The following is a 17,485-nucleotide window of genomic DNA, read 5'->3' as shown; positions in this document are numbered from 1 at the left end:
ACCAGCGGGGCAGGGCTTCGGCATGTGGCGTCAGGACGCGAGGCTGTCCAGGATCTGCTGCCCGTACTTGAGCAGCTTGTTCTCGCCGACCCCGTTCACCGCGCCCAGCTCGTCCAGCGTCGAGGGAACGACGGTCGCGATCTCGCGCAGCGTCGCGTCGTGGAAGATCACGTACGCGGGCACACCCTGCTCCTTGGCGCTCGCCGCCCGCCAGGCGCGCAGCCGCTCGAAGACCGGCACCGCCTCCTCCGGCAGATCCACCGCGGCCTTGCGCGGCTTCGAGGACCCGGACGACCCCGCCTTCGCCGACTTCCCGGCGCGCGTCTTCTCGGGCTCGCGCCGCAGCCGTACCTCGCGCTGCTGCCCCAGCACCTCGGCGCTCGCGTCGGTGAGCACCAGCGTGCCGTAGTCGCCCTCGACGCCGATCAGCCCCTGGGCCAGCAACTGCCGTACCACACCGCGCCATTCGGCCTCGCGCAGCTCGGTGCCGATGCCGAACACCGACAGCGCGTCATGGTCGAACTGGATCACCTTGGCCGTCTTCTTGCCGAGCAGGATGTCGATCACCTGTCCGGCGCCGAACTTCTGGTTCCGCTCCCGCTTGAGCCGGACCACCGTCGACAGCAGCTTCTGCGCGGGGATCGTGCCGTCCCAGGACTCCGGGGGCGTCAGACACGTATCGCAGTTGCCGCACGCGGTGCTCTGCTGGCCGAAGTAGGCGAGCAGCTGGACCCGGCGGCATTCGACCGTCTCGCACAGGGCGAGCATCGCCTCCAGGTGCTGGCCCAGCCGCCGCCGGTGGGCGTCGTCGCCCTCGGAAGTGTCGATCATCTTCCGCTGCTGGATGACGTCCTGCAGCCCGTACGCCAGCCAGGCGGTGGACGGCAGCCCGTCGCGCCCGGCGCGGCCCGTCTCCTGGTAGTAGCCCTCGACGGACTTGGGCAGATCCAGATGGGCGACGAACCTCACGTCCGGCTTGTCGATGCCCATGCCGAACGCGATCGTCGCCACCACGACCAGACCGTCCTCCCGCAGGAAGCGCGACTGGTGCTCGGCGCGGGTCGCGGCGTCCAGACCCGCGTGGTACGGGACCGCCTCGATCCCGTTGCTCACCAGGAACTCGGCCGTCTTGTCCACCGAGGCGCGGGAGAGGCAGTAGACGATTCCGGCGTCGCCCGGGTGCTCGGCGCGAAGAAGCTCCAGCAGCTGCTTCTTCGGCTCGTTCTTCGGGGCGATCCGGTACTGGATGTTGGGGCGGTCGAAGCTCGCCACGAAGTGGTGGGCGTCCTGGAGCTTCAGCCGGGACGCGATCTCGCCGTGGGTGGCCTCGGTGGCGGTCGCGGTCAGCGCGATCCGGGGCACGGTGGGCCAGCGCTCGTGCAGCTCGGACAGGGCCAGATAGTCGGGCCGGAAGTCGTGCCCCCACTGGGCCACACAGTGCGCCTCGTCGATGGCGAACAGCGAGACCGAGCCCCGGTCCAGCAGCCGCAGCGTGGACTCCACGCGCAGCCGCTCGGGCGCGAGGTAGAGCAGGTCCAGCTCGCCCGCGAGGAACTCGGCCTCGACCAGCCGCCGCTCGTCCAGGTCCTGGGTGGAGTTGAGGAACCCGGCCCGCACACCCAGGTTCCGCAGGGCGTCGACCTGGTCCTGCATCAGCGCGATCAGCGGCGAGATGACGACCCCGACGCCCTTACGGACGAGCGCGGGGATCTGGTAGCACAGCGACTTGCCGCCACCGGTCGGCATCAGCACCAGTGCGTCACCACCGGCTATCACATGCTCGATGATCTCCTGCTGGCCTCCCCGGAACGCGTCATAGCCGAAGACGCGGTGCAGCGCGCGCAGGGCTTCGCTGCCATCGGGGCCGTTAACGACATCGGGTCCGTTTTCGGGAAGAGCCATCCGCCGATTCTAGAGGTCCCACGGGGTGCCCTGGTCAACGGCGGGTGAACCGGGCGGTGACGGTCAGCGCGGCGGGGCCCGGCATCATCCCCAGCTTGTTCAGGCCCATACCGAATTCGCCGCGGTTGATCTCTAGGTCGGCGGTGAGCGTGGCCGCGTCGGCGGTGGCCTCGGTGAGCCGCGCCGGGAAGGACAGCGGGCGGGTGTTGCCGAGGATGGTCATCTCACCGTCGATCCGGACGGCGGCGCCCTCGCCGGGCAGCGCGCCCGAGACCACGAAGACGATCTCGGAGTGGCGGTCCGTGTCGAAGAAGTCCGCGCTGCGCAGATGGGTGTCCCGCTTGGCGTTCTGGGTGTCCAGCGACGCGGCGTCGATGGTCAGGGTGCCCCGCGCGGAGCCGTCCGCCAGTACCTCGCCCTCCCCGGTGACACCCGTGAAGACGCCCTTCACGGTGCTCAGCCCCCAGAACGTCTTGTGCGCGAAGCGGACCGTGGTTCCGGCCGGGTCCAGGACCCAGCGGCCCGCGCCGACGGCGGAGGGGGAGGCAGGGGTACGGGCGCTATTGGCGGCGTCCGCCATGACGATCACGTCCTTGAAGATTGTGGGACACGTTGCCCAGCAGCTTAGGGAGAACACAGGGTGCGGCGGGAGAGCCCGGACGGCCAGATCTGCGAACTGCCCCTGTGCCCCAATGGACTGATGCCGTGCCCCGATGGGCCGGACCCCCGGTGTGACGTGGCGACGGGGGAGCGGGTTGGATGGAGGCGGGCGTGGGCACAGTGGCGATTGAGACATGACGGTTCGTCATGCCCACGTCCAGATGGATCCTTTCCCCACGAGGAGGCCCATGTGACATCCAGAAGGCTCGTCCGCGCTCTGCCCGCCGCCGTCGCGGCGGTGTTCGCCCTGGCAGGCGGCCAGGCGGTGGCCGCTCCGGCGTCCGCCGCCACCGCGCCCACCACCGCCGCCGCGCGCGTGGTCACCTATGACGCGGGCGGAGCCGCCGAGTTCAAGGACGCCGTGACCAAGGGCGCGGCAGTCTGGAACCAGAGCGTGAAGAACGTTCAGCTCAAGCCGGTCGCCTCCGGCCAGCGGGCCAACCTGCGCATCGTCGCCGACAACGGCTGGCCCCGCGCTTCGGTCACCGCCCTGGGCAGCGGCACGATCTACTTCGGACGGCAGGCCGTGAACGAGGGCCACAACACCGTGCGGATCGCCTCGCACGAGATGGGCCACATCCTGGGCCTGCCCGATGTGAAGCCGGGGCCCTGCTCCAGCCTGATGTCCGGCGCCAGCGCCGGTACGTCGTGCACCAACGCCAACCCCAACGCGGCCGAGAAGGCCGAGGTCGAGGACGCCTTCGCGCTCCTCGAGGCGTCCGGCGCGACGGCTGCTACGTACAAGGACTGACCGGGAACGGGTGGGCCGGGATTCCCGGCCCACCCGCTGCCGTCTCCTCCTCCCCTCACACGGTGATGACCTCCGTGTCGGGGAGGGCGCGGAACGGGGCGAGCTGGTCATCGGTGGCGCCGCTGTCGGTGACCAGCGTCCAGGGTCGGTCCAGCGGGGCCCACGCGGAGAACGGCGACTCGCCGAGCTTGCTGCTGTCGGCGAGTACGTACACCTCCCGGCCCCGGTCGGCCATCATCTCCTTCAGCGAGGTCTGCTGCAGACTGGCCTCGCAGATCCCGCGCCGCGCGTCGAGCCCGTCGGCGCCCAGGAAGACCTTGTCCGCGGTGAGCCGGGACAGGGTGAGTTCGGCGAGCGGGCCGACGAAGCCCTGGCTGACATGGCGCAGCGTCCCGGCGAGCGTGATCAGCTCGATGCCGTCGACCTCGGCCAGTGCGCGCAGCGCGGTCAACCCGCTGGTGATCACGGTGAGTTCGGTACGGGCGCGCAGATGGTGGGCGAGCCGTCCGGTGGTGGTGCCCGCGTCCAGGATGACGGTGTCGCCCTGCGCGATCCGTGCGGCCGCCCACCGTCCGATGCGGTCCTTCTCGGCGACCGCGAGCCCGCTGCGCTGCCCGAGCGTCGGCTCGGGGGTGTGCCCGGCGCTCATCGCGCCGCCGTAGGTGCGGGCGATGGTGCCCTGCTCGGTGAGCAGGGCGAGGTCCCGCCGGATGGTGGAGGGGGTCACCTCCAGTGAGCGCGCCAGTTCCTCGACGACGACCGTGCCATCGGTCCGGATCGTGCGGGCGATCAGTTCCCGGCGGTCAGTGGCGCGCAGCCGCCGCTGACCTTCCCCGTTGGACGTCATTTTCGCCTGCCATCCTCTCCGCGACTTCCCGCGACTCTGCGTGACTGGTGAAGCACCCTATCAGTCTGCGCATTCCGCGCTGTTTCATCGCGGACATTGGCCAGACTCTTGCGCGTTACGTGCATGCGTGCGAGCGTTCCGCTCACAACACGCACGTAACGGGAGGGTCCATGAAGGCCGAGAGTGTGCCGGTCGACGCCGGAGCGGACAGCGAACCCGCGTCCGACGATCCGTACGCACTGCGGGCGGGCGACGTCCTGGAGCCGCCGAGCGACCTCAAGGGCACCGCCAAGCGCCTCGGTCCCGGCATGATCCTCTCCGCGGCGGTGGTCGGCTCCGGTGAGCTGATCACCACCACCTCGCTCGGCGCCAAGGCCGGATTCGTGCTGCTGTGGCTGGTGATCGCGAGCGCGCTGGTCAAGGTGTGGGTGCAGATGGAACTGGCCCGCTGGACCATCCTCACCGGCAAGACCGCGCTGGCCGGGTACAGCCAGGTCGGCCCCAAGGTCGGCCGGGTCGGCTGGATCAATGTGCTGTGGATCCTGATGGACTTCGCCAAGATGCTCCAGCGGGGCGGCATGATCGGCGGCGCCGCGGCGGCGTTCAGTATCCTCGCCCCGATCGGCGGCGATCCGCTCGGCCACACCTCGCTCACGGCGTGGACCGTGATCGTGGTCGTCTCCGTCGTCGCGCTGATGTACACCAACCGCTACGGGATGGTGGAGAAGGCCGGGTTCATCACCGTCGTCATCTTCACCCTCTCCACGGTCGCCCTCGCCGTCGGCCTGCCCTGGACCGAATTCCCGTACAGCGGCGGAGACTTGGGGTCCGGTCTGACGCTCTCCATCCCGGCGGGCACGCTCGGCTTCGCCGTCGCCATGTTCGGCATCACCGGCGTCGGTGCCGACGAGATGACCACGTACACGTACTGGTGTCTGGAGAAGGGCTACGCCCGCTGGACCGGCCCGGACGACGGCACCGAGGCGCGGGCCAAGCGCGCCGAGGGCTGGATCCGGGTCATGCGGGCCGACGCCCTCGTCTCCTGGCTGATCTGCACCCTGTGCACGCTGTCCTTCTACGTCATCGGCGCGGCCATCCTGCATCGGCAGGGCCTGGTGCCCGAGGGCAACGAGATGATCAGCACGCTGTCCCGGATGTACACCGACACCCTCGGGCCCTGGGGCAAGTACCTCTTCCTGGCCGGTGCCATCGCCGTCCTCTACTCGACGATCATCGCGTCCACCGCGAGCGTGCCCCGGCTGTGGACCAACACCCTCGGGCTGCTCGGGCTGCTCGACTGGAAGAACGTCACGACGCGGCAGCGCACCATCCGGGTGCTCACCGTCGTGCTGCCGCCGCTGTGGGCGGCCTGCTACCTCTTCGTCCAGGAACCGGTGCTGATGGTGCAGGCCGGTGGCATCGCGGGCGGCATCTTCCTGGTCGCGGTCGTCATCGCCGTATGGCATCTGCGCAGCACCGAGGTGGCCCCGCGCTTCCGCCGCAACGCCGCGCTGAACTGCGCGCTCGTGCTGAGCAGCGCGGCCATCGGCGCACTCGGAATCTATTCGGTCCTCGATGTCTTCGGGCTCGGGGTGGGGAGTTGAGCCAGACCATGGGACATGACGTCCTGGTGACCACGCCGAGCTTCGGCCAGCACGCCCGCGCGCCCTGGGAGGTGTTCGAGCAGGCCGGAGTCCCGGTGCGCACCGCGCGCGCCGCGCATCCGCTGCGGGAGGCGCAGCTGATCGACGAGGCGGCGGGCGCGGACGCCCTCGTCGTCGGACTCGACCCCGTGACGGCGGCCGTCCTGGACGCGGCCCCCGGGCTGAAGGTCATCGCCAAGCACGGGGTCGGCACCGACAACATCGACCTCACCGCGGCCGCCGCGCGCGGTGTCCGCGTGGTCAACGCGCCCGGCACCAACACCACCGCCGTCGCCGACATGGCCATGGCGCTGCTGCTGGCCGCCGTACGCCGGATCGTGCCCGCCCACGCCTCCGTCACCGGCGGCGGCTGGGACCGCTTCTTCGGCCCCGAGCTGGCCGGGCGCACGCTCGGCATCGTCGGCTTCGGCCGGATCGGGCAGGCCGTCGCCCGGCGCGCCCGGGGCTTCGACATGGAGATCGTCGCGTACGACCCACATCTGCCGGAGGCCGTCTTCGCCGAGCAGGGCGTGCCGTCCGTGACCTTTGACGAACTCCTCGCCCGGGCCGACGCCATCACCCTCCACCTGCCGATGCCCACCGGCGGGCCGCTGCTCGGCCGCGCGCAGCTGGAAGCCATGAAGCCCGGCTGCTGCGTGATCAATACGGCGCGGGGCGGGCTCGTCGACGAGGCCGCCCTCGCCGAGCTGCTGCACAGCGGGCACATCGCGGCGGCCGGTATCGACGTGTTCGCCACCGAGCCCCCGGCCGGGAACCCGCTGCTCACCGCACCGAACACGGTGCTCACCCCGCACTGCTCCGCCTTCACCCACCAGGCCAACGAGGCGATGGGCAGTGCCGTGGCCGCGGACGTGGTGCGGGTGCTGCGTGGCGAGGCCCCGGTGAACGCCGTGGTGTAGGCCCTTCGCGTACGCCCTCTGGCACGCCCTTCCCGTACGCCCCATCGACCCCACGAGAGAAAACGAGAGAAGCTTAAGAACATGAACACTTCCCCCGCCGACTTCGCGTCCCGTCTCCGCGCACGCCAGCGGATCCTCGGCTACTGGGTCGTCCTCGACAACCCCGTCGGCACCGAGCGACTGGCCGGGCTGGGGTACGACTACGTCTGCGTCGACGCCCAGCACGGGCTGCTCGACTACAAGGGCACCCTCGGCGCGATGACCGCCATCGACGCGCGCGGCACCGCCGCCGGAATGGTGCGCGTCCCCGCCAACGACGGCTTCTGGATCGGCCAGGCCCTGGACGCGGGCGCCCGTGGCGTCATCGTCCCGCTGGTCAACACCGCCGAGCAGGCCGCCGCCGCGGTGAGCGCCTGCCGCTACCCCCCGCTCGGCGTCCGCAGCTACGGTCCGATGCGCTCGGGCCTGCGCGTCGGCCCCACCCCGGCCGAGGCGAACGAGCAGGTCGCCTGCATCGTGATGATCGAAACGGCGGAGGCGCTGGGCAACACGGCGGAGATCTGCGCGACGGAGGGGCTGGACGGCGTCTACATCGGCCCGTCCGACCTCACGATCGCCCTCGGCGGGCGGACGTCCACGGACCCCTCGGTGGCGGAACGGTTCGACGCGGCCCTGGCCAAGGTCGCGCAGGCCGCGGAGGCGGCGGGGATCGCGGCCGGGATCCACTGCCCGGACGGCGCCACGGCCGCCAAGCGGCTGGCCCAGGGCTTTACGTTCGCCACGGTCAGCAGTGACCTGGTCCACCTGGAGCAGGCCGCCGCGGCCCACTTCCGCGACGCCAACGCTGGCTAGGCGCGGGGCTGTTTCCCCCACCCCGCCCCTCCCCGAAACCGGGGCCCGCCCCGGACCCCGGCCCTGTCGGCAGGGGCCGGGGCGCCACCGCACGCGGGGCGACGCGGGGGACAGCAGGCATGACGACGCCGAGCGCGCCCGCGCGGTCGAGCGACGGGGTCGCCGAACCGGCGTGGCGTCGGGACGTCGACGATGGCCCGGCGCCCCGCGCGCTCAGGGGACGGGCGCGCTGAACCCGCGTGGCCTCGGGCCGACGGCGACTGGCCCCGCCCGTTCGGGGCGCAGCCGCTCGGTCAGGCGGCGGGGTCGCCGGACCGGCGTGGCGTGGGGACGGCGGCGACGGGCTGGTGCCCCGTCTTGGGGCGCCAGCCGCGTGGTCAGGCGACCGGGCTCGCCTGACCAGTGTGGTGCGAGGTCCTGGTGCCCCGCCCTTGGGCGCAGCCGCGTGGTGCGGTGACGGGCGCGCCGAATCGGTGTGGCGCCGGGGTGGCGGCGACGATCGGGCCGCGCCAGTTTCGGGGTGCGGTCGCGTGTCAGGCGGCGGGGCTGGCGGACCAGCGTGGTGTGGGGACGGGCGGTGGCGGACAGGCACCCCGCCCGGTCGGGACGTCAGCCGCGCGGTTGGCCGACCGGGGCGCTCAACCACCGGGGGCGGGACGGCGCGGCGGAACGGGCCCCCGGCCGGGGCGCCCGGGGGCCCGGCCGGGGCGCCCGGGCCGACTTCGGGGGCCGGACCAGCCGGCCGGGGCGCCGAACCAGCGGGGGCGGGACGGCGCGACGAACGGGCACCGTCCGGGACGCGGGGGCGGGGTCAGTCGGTGGGGTTCCCGAACCAGCGGGGCAGGTGGCTGAGCAGGTCCGTCTGGTCCTCGCCTGCCCAGGCCACGTGGCCGTCCGGGCGGAGTAGTACGGCCGGGGCGGTCAGTTCCTCGCTGATGTCGGCGACGTGGTCGATCCGGTCCGCCCAGCCTGTCACCGACAGGCGGCCGGTCTGGTCGAGGAGCAGGCCGCGGCCGCGGCGCATCAGTTCGTACAGGCGTCCCCGTTTCAGCGCCACGTCGCGCAGCCGCCTGCCGAGCAGTTCGTGGCCCTCGCCGAGGTCGTAGCGGACCGAGAGCGCGCTGATCTTCTCGATCAGGTAGCGGTTGACGTCCTCGAAGTCCATCAGCTCCGCCACCAGGCGGCGCACCGCCTGGGCGCCCGGCTCGATGGACAGCAGTTCGGTCTGCGCGCGGGTGTTGTCCAGCACGGCGGCGGCCACCGGGTGCCGTTCGGTGTGGTAGCTGTCGAGCAGCCCGTCCGGCGCCCACCCGGCGACCTCGGCGGCCAGCTTCCAGCCGAGGTTGAAAGCGTCCTGGATGCCGAGGTTGAGGCCCATTCCGCCGGTCGGCGGGTGGATGTGGGCCGCGTCGCCCGCCAGCAGCACCCGGCCGGTCCGGTAGCGCTCGGCCTGCCGGGTGGCGTCGCCGAAGCGGGAGAGCCAGCGCGGTGAGTGGGCGCCGAAGTCGGTGCCCGCGAGCGCGCGCACCCGTTGCTTCAGTTCGTCGAGGGTCAGCGGGGCCGTGCGGTCCTCGGCCAGCCCATCGGCGGGCACGATGAGGCGGTACACCCCGTCGCCCATGGGCATGGTGCCGAACCGCTTCTGGGTCGTGCGGACTTCGGCCACCACGGCGGCCAGTTCCTCCGGCGGCACGGCCACTTCCACCTCGCCGAGCAGCGTCTCGGTCCTGCTGGGCTCGCCGGGGAAGCCGACGCCGAGCAGCTTGCGCACCGTGCTGCGGCCGCCGTCGCAGCCGACGAGGTAGCGCGAGCGCAGCCGGGTGCCGTCGGCCAGCTCGGCGGTCACCCCGTGCTCGTCCTGGCTCAGCCCGACCAGTTCGCAGCCGCGCCGGATCTCGGCGCCGAGTCCGGTGGCGTGCTCGGCCAGCAGCCGTTCGGTGGTGCTCTGCGGGATGCCGAGGACGTAGGAATGCGCGGTGTCCAGCCGCTCGGGCCACGGCTTGTCGATGCCCGCGAAGAAGCCGCCAGCCGCATGCCGCGTCCCGAGCGCGAGGAACCGGTCCAGCAGACCGCGCTGGTCCATCATCTCGACGCTGCGCGCGTGGATGCCGAGCGCGCGGGACTGGCCGGTCGGCTCCGGCAACTTCTCCAGTACGAGCACCCGCACACCGTGCAGCCGCAACTCGCCCGCCAGCATCAAACCGGCCGGTCCGCCACCGGCCACGATCACGTCAATCATGAAACCCCCCACGTAGACACGTCGAACGGTTGGCAATTCTGCGGGGGGACGGGGGCCTTGCCGCAAGGCCCCCTGTGCGCTATAAGTTAAGAGTGGCGGGGAGTGGCTACGCCCCCCGCGCTCGCGACCAACGGTGATGGCCCAGGCCCCGTGGTGCGGGCCTGGGCCATCCGTCGCGTCTGCGGTTACGGCTCGACCACGATCTTGCGGCCCTGGCCGGACCGGAACTGCTCCAGCGCCTCGGGGTACTCGGCGAGCGGCATCCGGTGGCTGATGAAGATCTTCGGGTCGAGGACACCGGAGGCGAAGAGCCCGGCGGCGCGTTCGTAGCTGTGCAGCACCGCCATGGAGCCGGTGATGGTGATCTCCTGGTTGTAGATCTTGTACGGCTCGATGGTGGCCCGGGTCGCGTAGTCGGAGACCCCGAACTGCAGGAACGTGCCCGCCTTGGCGACGCGGCCAAGACCGTCCTGGATGGCGGCCTGGTTGCCGGTGGCGTCGATGACCACGTCCCAGCCGCGCGGCTGGTCGAGTTCATCGGCCGAAGCCCCGGCCCGGGAGCAGCCGAGGGTCTTCGCGGTGGACAGCCGCTCGGGGTTGACGTCGAGGACGTCGACGCTGGTGGCGCCGGTCCGCTTGGCCAGCTCCAGCATCATCAGCCCCATCGTGCCGGAGCCGTAGATGAGTACTTCGGCGCCCAGGTTGCCACTGAGGACGTCATAGCCGCGCACCGCGCAGGACAGCGGCTCGATGAGGGCCGCATCGCCAACCTCCACGTGGTCGGGAAGCTTGACGCAGTTGGCCACCGGCGCGACGGCGAACTCGGCGGCGCCACCGGGAACGCTGACCCCGATGGCGTTCCAGTTGTCGCACAGGTTGCCCCGGCCGATGCGGCAGTAGCGGCATTCGTGGCAGTGCAGGGAGGGGTCGACCGCGACCCGGTCGCCGACCGCTACTTCGGTGACGTCCTTGCCGATCCCCACGACCTCTCCGGCGAACTCATGGCCGGGCACGATCGGCAGGGTCGGCGCGAACTCCCCCTGGAGGATGTGCAGATCGGTTCCGCACAGCCCGCAGGCCGCCACGTCGACGACGACCTCGCGGGGCCCCGGGGCCGGATCCGCGACGGTGGCGACGGTGACTTTGCCGGGGGCTTCGATGACGGCGGCCCTCATTTGACTGCTCCTAGCGACAAGCCCTGGACCAGTTTGTCCTGGGCGGCGAACCCCGCGGCGAGCACCGGCAGGGAGATGACGATCGACGCGGCGCACACCTGGGCCAGGAACAGCCCCTGGCTGGTGACGAAGCCGGTCAGGAAGGCCGGTGCGGTCTGGGCGACCACGCCCGTGAGCACCTGGGCGAACAGCATTTCGTTCCAGCTGAAGATGAAGCAGATCAGCGAGGTGGCGGCGATGCCGGGACCGGCGATGGGGGCGACGACCCGCCACAGGATGGTCGTCAGCCGCGCCCCGTCCATCTGGGCGGCCTCGATGATGGACACGGGGATGTCGGCGAGGAAGGACTGCATCATCCACACCGCGATCGGCAGGTTCATCGACGTGTAGAGGATGACGAGCAGCCACACGTTGTCCAGGAAGCCGGTGTCCTTCGCGAACAGGTACACCGGCAGCAGCCCGGCCACCACCGGCAGCATCTTGGTGGACAGGAAGAAGAACATGACATCGGTCCACTTGCGCACCGGACGGATCGACAGCGCGAACGCGGCCGGAAGCGCCAGCACCAGCACGAAGAGGGTGGAGAAGATGCTCGTGCCCATCGAGTTGAGCAGCGCGGGCCAGGGGCTGGCCCCGCCGTCCACGCCGAAGAACGCCTTGTAGCCGTCGAGGGTCAACGGGGCCGCCAGCGAGGGCGGGTTGGTGGCGGCGTCGGCCTCGGAGTGGAACGAGGTGAGCAGCATCCACAGCACCGGCAGCACGAACAGGATGCCGATGAACCAGGCCAGCAGGCCGAGCGCGGCACCGCGCCGCTTGGCCCGGCGGGCGCCCGGGGGAACCGCGGTGACGGTGGCGGGGGCGGTGGCAGGGGCGGTCAGGGTGGTCATGCGCGGGACGCCTCCTCACGGAAGAGGGACGACACCACGCGCAGCGCGAAGGTGGCGATGATGATCGTGCCGATCACGACCAGGACACCCGCCGCCGATGCCAGCCCGTACTCGTGGGCGTTGTAGAAGGTTTCGTAGATGGTGTAGGGGAGGTTGGCGGTGTCGAGCCCGCCACGGGTGAGGGTGAACACCGCGTCGAAGTTCTGCACGATGTAGATCGACCCCAACAGGGTGCCCAGCTCAAGATAGCGCCGCAGATGGGGCAGGGTCAGGAAGCGGAATATCTGCCAGGCGCCCGCGCCGTCCAGCCGGGCCGCCTCGATCATGTCCAGCGGACGGCTCTGCAGCCCGGCCAGCAGGATGAGCATCATGAACGGGGTCCACTGCCAGATCAGCGACAGCTCCACGGCCATCAGCGGCATATCGCTGAGCCATTCCGGCTGGGGCCCGCCCAGCCAGTTGAGGACGCCGTTGAACAGCCCGTACTCGGGGTTGTACAGCGCATGCTTCCACAGCAGCGCCGAGGCCACCGGCACCAGCAGGAACGGCGCGATGAGCATCGTACGGACGAGCCCCCGGCCGCGGAACTTGCGGTCCAGCAGCAGCGCCAGCGCCAGCCCCAGCACCACGCTGAGGATGACCACCGTGGCGGTCAGCAGCACCGTGGTGAGGATCGACTCGCGCAGCGCCGGGTCGCTCGCCACCGTCTGGTAGTTCTCAAGACCCGCGAACTCACGGTTGTCGGGGCGGAAGGAGTTCCAGTCGAAGAGGGAGATCACCAGCGTCGCCACGAACGGCAGCTGGGTGACCACGATCAGGAAGATCAGCGCGGGCATCAGCGGTGCCCGGGTGGCCCACTCCCGGGCCCGGTTCCTCGGCTGCCGTGCGGTGTTACGGGGCGAGGCGGCCACGGTCGGCGGGCGCTCGCCACGGACGGGGACCGCCGTTGTCGGATTACTCATCTCGGTACTCCTCGCCCACCTTCTCGGCCAGCTTCTGCGACTTCTTCAATGCTTCGTCGACGGACTGTTTCCCGGCGATGGCGGCGCTGATCTCCTGGGCCACCTTGGTGCCGAGATCGGCGAATTCGGGGATGTCGACGAACTGGATGCCGATGGTCGGCCGCTCCTGCACCCCGGGATCGCGCGGCTTGGCGCTGGTGATGGCCTTCCGGGTGACCTCGGAGAAGGCGCCCGCGGAGTCGCGGTAGTCCTGATTGGCGTAGGTGGAGGCCCGTTTGCCCGCGGGCACGTTGGACCAGCCGAAGGTCTTGCCGACCAGCTTCTCGTACTCCTTGCTGGAGGCCCAGGAAATGAACTTCCACGCCTTGTCGGAGTTGCGCGAGGCCTTCTGGACGCCCCAGGCCCAGGTGTAGAGCCAGCCCGAGCTGTCGGTCTTGTTCACCGGCGCCTGGACGTACCCGATCTTGCCCTTGACGGGGGACTTGGCGCCCTCCAGCGACCCGGCGGCCGAGGTGGCGTCGTACCACATGGCGCTCTTGCCCTGGGTGAGGTTGTTGAGGCATTCGGCGAAGCCGGACTGGGAGGCACCGGCCTCGCCGTGCTCGCGCACCAAGTCGACATAGAACTTGGTCGCCTTGACGAACTCGGGCGAGGTCAGCTGGGCTTTCCAGTCCTTGGTGAACCAGGTGCCGCCGAAGGTGTTGACGACGGTGGTGAGCGGGGCCATCAGCTCGCCCCAGCCGGGCAGCCCGCGCAGGCAGATGCCGTTCATGCCCTTGCGGGCGCCGTCGGCCTTGGCCGCGAGATCCGCCACCTGGTTCCAGGTGGGCCGCGCGGGCATCTTCAGGTTCTTCTCGGCGAAAATATCCTTGCGGTACATCAGGAACGACGACTCGCCGTAGAAGGGCTCCGCGTACAACTGGCCGTCACCGGCGGTCAGGGACTCCCGCATCGGCGGAAGAATGTCCTTCTGGTCGAATGCCTTGTCCTTGGCGACATGGTCGTCCAGCGGCATCAGCCAGCTGTTCTCGGCGTAGAACGGCACCTCGAAATTGCTGATGGTGGCGACGTCGTACTGCCCGGCCTGATTGGAGAAGTCCTGACTGATCTTGTCGCGGACATCGTTCTCCGGCAGCACCGTGAACTTGACCTTGATGCCCGTTTCCTTGGTGAAATGCTTGGCGGTCAGCTTCTGAAGGTCCATCATCTGCGGGTTGTTCACCATCAGTACGTTGATGGTGTTGCCGCCGGAGTTGCCGCCGCCCATACCGGCGCACCCCGCGAGGAGCGCGCCCGCGGTCAGGGCCACGACCGGTATCCGGGCAGCACGAAGGGTCAGGACTGGCATAACGGGTCCAATCGGAGGGACGTGGGGAGAGGGGAAAAGAGGGGGACTTCGGGGTCAGACCCGGAGTATCTGCGGGCCCAGCAGCGAATACCGGTGGGCTTCGGTCACGGGCAGCCCGGTGTCGGTCACGATCGTCTCGAAGTCGGACACGTCCGCGAACCGGCAGAAGCTGACGGCACCGAACTTGGTGTGCACCCCGGAGAACACCTTCCGCCGGGACACCCGGACCACCTGCGCCTTGACCTCGCTGACCGCCGGGTCGGGGGTGGTGAGCCCGTACTGCCGGGAGATGCCATTGGCGCCGATGAACGCCAGGTCGATGACGAAGCCGGAGAGCATGTGTGTCGCCCAGTGGTCGACGGTGGCCATCGTGCCGCCGCGGACCCGGCCGCCGAGCAGCAGCACGGTGGTGTTCTCGCGCCCGGCGAGCCCGCTCGCGGTGGCGAGCGACGCGGTGATCACGGTGAGCGGCCGGTCCCGGGGCAGGGCCTCGGCGATCAGCTGTGGGGTGAAGCCCTCGTCGATGTAGACCGTCTCGGCGTCGCCCAGCAGCTCGGCGGCCGCGGTCGCGATCCGCGACTTCTCCGGGACGTGCATGGTGGTGCGGAAGGCGAGGGTGGTCTCGAAACCGGCGCTCTCCACGGGGTACGCGCCGCCATGGGTGCGCCGGACCAGCCCGTGCTGCTCCAGCACCCGCAGATCGCGGCGCACCGTCTCCTTGGACACCCCGAGGTCCGCGGCGAGCTTGCCGACGTCGACGACCCCGGCACGCCGCGCCATGTCGAGGATCCCCCGACGGCGTTCCTCCGCGTCCACACCGCATCACCTGCTTCTTCTTCGGGCTTGGCGAGAAGTTTTACAAGCACGCAACGGGAGTGGCCAGGCTTGACACGAGACGGATCATGACCGGATGTGCCCGTTTCACGAACGTTATCTCAGCAGGTCAGCCCTGGTAAGCACAGAAGCGGTGAGGATCGCGGACGCCTGCATCGGCGCAGGTCGGGCCCGTTTCCTGCCCGCTTCCGAAAACGTGGCCGAAACGGAGCCCGTTCGGGCGTGATCAAGGTCTAGGGAAAGCCCGTTCGGACAGGTGCTACGAGGTCGCGGGCAGGCCCGAGGCGTCGAGGATGCGGCTGGCCACGTTGACCGAGTCGACCAGCGGATGCAGCGCGAGGGCGCGCAGCGCCGCGCCCCGGGCGGCGGCGGGCCCGGCCTCCGTGATCGCCTCCGCCGCCTCGATCGCCGAGCGCTCGACCGCCTTCAGCGACAGCATCAGCCCGAGCTGGTCCGGGGCCACCGCACCCGTGGCCATGGGGCGCGCGCCGCCCGCGTCCACCAGACAGGGCACCTCCACCACCGCGTCCGCGTCCAGCCCGGGGACGGCCGTACGGTTGCCGACGTTGAGGATCAGCGTGGTGCGCTCGTCGCGGGCGATGGCCCGCATGATGGCCAGCGCGATCCGGTCGTACCCGCCGCCGTCCAGATCGCACGAGTCGCGCTCCCAGCCGCCGCTGGCCTCCCGGCTCGCCGCCAGGTACGTGGTCTCGCGCTCCAGCCGGGTCCGCTCCCAGGCCGCGAGCGCCCCGCCGTCGGCGGTGCGGGCGCTCTCGTAGAAGCGGGCCTGCTGCTCGCGCAGGAACTCGCCCCGGGTGGTCGTGGCCTGCTGGATGGAGGCCACCGCCTCCCGGTTGAAGTAGTAGTAGTGCAGATATTCGTTGGGCAGCGCGCCCAGGGTCCGCAGCCAGTCCGCGCCGAACAGCTTGCCCTCCTCGAAGGACTCCAGCGCCCCGGCGTCGGCCAGCAGTTCGGGCATCCGGTCCCGGCCGTCCACCACCACGCCCCGCAGCCAGCCGAGGTGGTTGAGGCCCACGTAGTCGTAGACCGCCCGGTCCGGGTCCGTGCCCAGCGCCCGCGCCGCCCGGCGGCACAGCCCGACGGGCGAGTCGCAGATGCCGATCACCCGGTCGCCCAGCACCCGCCGCATCGCCTCGGTGACCATGCCCGCCGGGTTGGTGAAGTTGATGACCCAGGCGTCCGGGGCCACGGCCGCGACCCGCTCGGCGATCCGCGTCGCCACCGGCAGCGTGCGCAGCCCGTACAGCACCCCGCCCGCGCCGACCGTCTCCTGCCCGAGGACGCCCTCGGCCAGCGGAATCCGCTCATCGCGGGCGCGGCCCTCCAGACCGCCGACCCGGATCGCCGAGAACACGAAGTCGGCGCCGCGCAGCGCGTCGTCGAGGTCGGTGGTGGACCGCACCGCGACGGCGACGGGGTGCTGCTTCGCCTGCTCGGCCAGGACCGCGCCGATCGCGTCCAGCCGGTGCCGGTCGGTGTCGTACAGCACCAGCTCGGTGCAGCGCCCGGCGTCGTCCCCGGTGTCCTCCAGCAGGGCCCGGTACACCAGCGGCATCCGGAAACCGCCGCCGCCCAGCACAGTCAGCCTCATACGGTCACTACCTCCACATCGGCCTCGCGGAAAGCGTCGAGCGTCGCCGGGTCGGCGGTCTTGTTGGTGATCAGGGTGTCGATCTCCCGTGGGCCGCAGATCCGGGCCAGCCCGGTGTCGCCCGGGAACTTGCCCGCGGTGACCAGCAGCACCACCTCCCGGGCGGAGGCGAGCATGGCCCGCTTGACGGGCACCTCCACATGCGTGCTGTCCAGCACGCTGCCGTCGGACAGCACCCCGCTCGCGCCGAGGAAGAGCCGCCCCACCCGCAGCTGGCGCAGATTGGACTCGGTGAGGAAGCCGACCACGGAACGGTAGTTGGCGCGCACCTGCCCGCCGAGCAGGATCAGCGTCACCTCGGGGTCGTCGCGCAGCTCGTCGTAGACCGCCAGATTGCTGGTCACGATGGTGACCGGACGGCCGCGCAGCAGCCTGGCGAGGTGGAGGGTGGTGGTGCCGATGTCCAGCAGCAGCACATCGCCGTCCGCGACCAGCTCCGCCGCACGCCCGGCCACCGCCGCCTTCTCCGCCGGTTCGTCGACCGCCACCTCGCCGAACGGGCGCTCCTCGTCCGGGGTGGGGGCGGCCACCGCGCCGCCGTAGACCCGGGTCAGGCGGCCGGCCCGGCCCAGTTCGGTGAGGTCCCGGCGGGCCGTCGCCTCGCTGATCTCCAGACGCTTGGCGATCTCCCCGATCGGCAGCACGCCCTGCTCGCCGAGGATGCTCAGCAGCTTCTCGTGGCGGGTCTCTCGCAGCATGGGGGCAACGTACTCCACCTGAGCGACTCTGCGCGAGTATGACCGACCTCTTGCATAAAGCCCCTCTGAGGTGCATGGTGTCGCTCATCCGACGT

General features: G+C 70.7%; 15 protein-coding genes. 4 read left to right on the top strand and 11 right to left on the bottom strand.

The window, feature by feature from the left end; genetic code table 11:
- Positions 1 to 30: 30 nt before the first annotated feature.
- Together recQ and ACWC5C_RS09555 are read right to left on the bottom strand one after the other, a co-directional pair.
- Positions 31 to 1,902: a DNA helicase RecQ gene (gene recQ, locus ACWC5C_RS09560; RefSeq protein ID WP_450874888.1), complete on the bottom strand. Its 1,872-nt coding sequence runs from the start codon at positions 1,900 to 1,902 to the stop codon at positions 31 to 33.
- Positions 1,903 to 1,936: 34 nt separating this feature from the next.
- On the bottom strand, positions 1,937 to 2,482 hold the full coding sequence (locus tag ACWC5C_RS09555) for a YceI family protein (protein WP_450875139.1): 546 nt from the start codon (positions 2,480 to 2,482) through the stop codon (positions 1,937 to 1,939).
- Between the two features lie 270 nt (positions 2,483 to 2,752).
- On the opposite strand from ACWC5C_RS09555, the gene ACWC5C_RS09550 reads away from it, so the two are divergent.
- The gene (locus ACWC5C_RS09550; protein WP_450874887.1) at positions 2,753 to 3,313 is read left to right on the top strand and encodes a snapalysin family zinc-dependent metalloprotease; all 561 of its coding nucleotides are present in this window, start codon (positions 2,753 to 2,755) and stop codon (positions 3,311 to 3,313) included.
- A 55-nt stretch (positions 3,314 to 3,368) separates the two neighbouring features.
- Here the strand turns inward: ACWC5C_RS09550 and ACWC5C_RS09545 are convergent, their stop codons facing one another.
- Entirely contained in the window at positions 3,369 to 4,160 is a 792-nt protein-coding gene (locus tag ACWC5C_RS09545; RefSeq protein WP_450874886.1) for a DeoR/GlpR family DNA-binding transcription regulator, read from the bottom strand.
- Between the two features lie 170 nt (positions 4,161 to 4,330).
- Here ACWC5C_RS09545 and ACWC5C_RS09540 point away from each other — a divergent pair, with 170 nt between their 5' ends.
- From ACWC5C_RS09540 to ACWC5C_RS09530, 3 genes are all read left to right on the top strand, one after another.
- Positions 4,331 to 5,764 (top strand): Nramp family divalent metal transporter, encoded by a 1,434-nt coding sequence (locus ACWC5C_RS09540; RefSeq protein WP_450874885.1) that lies wholly within the window; start codon positions 4,331 to 4,333, stop codon positions 5,762 to 5,764.
- 8 nt (positions 5,765 to 5,772) lie between these two features.
- Positions 5,773 to 6,723 (top strand): phosphoglycerate dehydrogenase, encoded by a 951-nt coding sequence (locus ACWC5C_RS09535; RefSeq protein ID WP_450874884.1) that lies wholly within the window; start codon positions 5,773 to 5,775, stop codon positions 6,721 to 6,723.
- Positions 6,724 to 6,804: 81 nt separating this feature from the next.
- Positions 6,805 to 7,575 carry an HpcH/HpaI aldolase family protein gene (locus ACWC5C_RS09530; protein ID WP_450874883.1) on the top strand — a complete coding sequence of 257 codons (771 nt, stop codon included), beginning with the start codon at positions 6,805 to 6,807 and terminating at the stop codon, positions 7,573 to 7,575.
- A gap of 811 nt (positions 7,576 to 8,386) precedes the next feature.
- Here the strand turns inward: ACWC5C_RS09530 and rox are convergent.
- The 8 genes from rox to ACWC5C_RS09490 form a co-directional block, all read right to left on the bottom strand.
- Positions 8,387 to 9,814 (bottom strand): rifampin monooxygenase, encoded by a 1,428-nt coding sequence (rox, locus tag ACWC5C_RS09525; RefSeq protein ID WP_450874882.1) that lies wholly within the window; start codon positions 9,812 to 9,814, stop codon positions 8,387 to 8,389.
- 185 nt (positions 9,815 to 9,999) lie between these two features.
- Positions 10,000 to 10,989, bottom strand: a complete 990-nt coding sequence (locus ACWC5C_RS09520; protein WP_450874881.1) for a zinc-dependent alcohol dehydrogenase family protein — start codon at positions 10,987 to 10,989, stop codon at positions 10,000 to 10,002.
- Positions 10,986 to 11,876, bottom strand: coding sequence for a carbohydrate ABC transporter permease (locus ACWC5C_RS09515; RefSeq protein WP_450874880.1), 891 nt, complete (start codon positions 11,874 to 11,876; stop codon positions 10,986 to 10,988). The genes ACWC5C_RS09520 and ACWC5C_RS09515 overlap by 4 nt, the downstream gene beginning before the upstream one ends.
- Positions 11,873 to 12,838 carry a carbohydrate ABC transporter permease gene (locus ACWC5C_RS09510; RefSeq protein WP_450874879.1) on the bottom strand — a complete coding sequence of 322 codons (966 nt, stop codon included), beginning with the start codon at positions 12,836 to 12,838 and terminating at the stop codon, positions 11,873 to 11,875. The genes ACWC5C_RS09515 and ACWC5C_RS09510 overlap by 4 nt, the downstream gene beginning before the upstream one ends.
- On the bottom strand, positions 12,831 to 14,186 hold the full coding sequence (locus tag ACWC5C_RS09505; RefSeq protein ID WP_450874878.1) for an ABC transporter substrate-binding protein: 1,356 nt from the start codon (positions 14,184 to 14,186) through the stop codon (positions 12,831 to 12,833). Before ACWC5C_RS09505 ends, ACWC5C_RS09510 begins: the two co-directional genes overlap by 8 nt.
- A gap of 54 nt (positions 14,187 to 14,240) precedes the next feature.
- Entirely contained in the window at positions 14,241 to 15,002 is a 762-nt protein-coding gene (locus ACWC5C_RS09500; protein ID WP_385439779.1) for a DeoR/GlpR family DNA-binding transcription regulator, read from the bottom strand.
- 277 nt (positions 15,003 to 15,279) lie between these two features.
- A complete protein-coding gene (locus tag ACWC5C_RS09495) occupies positions 15,280 to 16,632 on the bottom strand; it encodes a 6-phospho-beta-glucosidase (RefSeq protein ID WP_450874877.1) in 1,353 nt (450 codons plus the stop codon).
- Positions 16,629 to 17,390 (bottom strand): DeoR/GlpR family DNA-binding transcription regulator, encoded by a 762-nt coding sequence (locus tag ACWC5C_RS09490; RefSeq protein ID WP_450874876.1) that lies wholly within the window; start codon positions 17,388 to 17,390, stop codon positions 16,629 to 16,631. The genes ACWC5C_RS09495 and ACWC5C_RS09490 overlap by 4 nt, the downstream gene beginning before the upstream one ends.
- Positions 17,391 to 17,485: the final 95 nt, after the last annotated feature.

The organism is Streptomyces sp. NPDC001700, assembly GCF_053596435.1.
The sequence above is the reverse complement of the archived record's forward strand: the minus strand, read 5'-3'. Positions and strand labels throughout refer to the sequence as shown.

Excerpts from the sequence above, each read along its gene's own strand:
- ACWC5C_RS09515 (WP_450874880.1), bottom strand. The coding sequence starts at position 11,876 with ATGACCACCCTGACCGCCCCTGCCACCGCCCCCGCCACCGTCACCGCG.
- ACWC5C_RS09490 (WP_450874876.1), bottom strand. The coding sequence starts at position 17,390 with ATGCTGCGAGAGACCCGCCACGAGAAGCTGCTGAGCATCCTCGGCGAG.
- ACWC5C_RS09555 (WP_450875139.1), bottom strand. The coding sequence starts at position 2,482 with ATGGCGGACGCCGCCAATAGCGCCCGTACCCCTGCCTCCCCCTCCGCC.
- ACWC5C_RS09510 (WP_450874879.1), bottom strand. The coding sequence starts at position 12,838 with ATGAGTAATCCGACAACGGCGGTCCCCGTCCGTGGCGAGCGCCCGCCG.
- ACWC5C_RS09545 (WP_450874886.1), bottom strand. The coding sequence starts at position 4,160 with ATGACGTCCAACGGGGAAGGTCAGCGGCGGCTGCGCGCCACTGACCGC.
- recQ (WP_450874888.1), bottom strand. The coding sequence starts at position 1,902 with ATGGCTCTTCCCGAAAACGGACCCGATGTCGTTAACGGCCCCGATGGC.
- ACWC5C_RS09520 (WP_450874881.1), bottom strand. The coding sequence starts at position 10,989 with ATGAGGGCCGCCGTCATCGAAGCCCCCGGCAAAGTCACCGTCGCCACC.
- rox (WP_450874882.1), bottom strand. The coding sequence starts at position 9,814 with ATGATTGACGTGATCGTGGCCGGTGGCGGACCGGCCGGTTTGATGCTG.
- ACWC5C_RS09540 (WP_450874885.1), top strand. The coding sequence starts at position 4,331 with ATGAAGGCCGAGAGTGTGCCGGTCGACGCCGGAGCGGACAGCGAACCC.
- ACWC5C_RS09530 (WP_450874883.1), top strand. The coding sequence starts at position 6,805 with ATGAACACTTCCCCCGCCGACTTCGCGTCCCGTCTCCGCGCACGCCAG.
- ACWC5C_RS09495 (WP_450874877.1), bottom strand. The coding sequence starts at position 16,632 with ATGAGGCTGACTGTGCTGGGCGGCGGCGGTTTCCGGATGCCGCTGGTG.
- ACWC5C_RS09535 (WP_450874884.1), top strand. The coding sequence starts at position 5,773 with ATGGGACATGACGTCCTGGTGACCACGCCGAGCTTCGGCCAGCACGCC.
- ACWC5C_RS09505 (WP_450874878.1), bottom strand. The coding sequence starts at position 14,186 with ATGCCAGTCCTGACCCTTCGTGCTGCCCGGATACCGGTCGTGGCCCTG.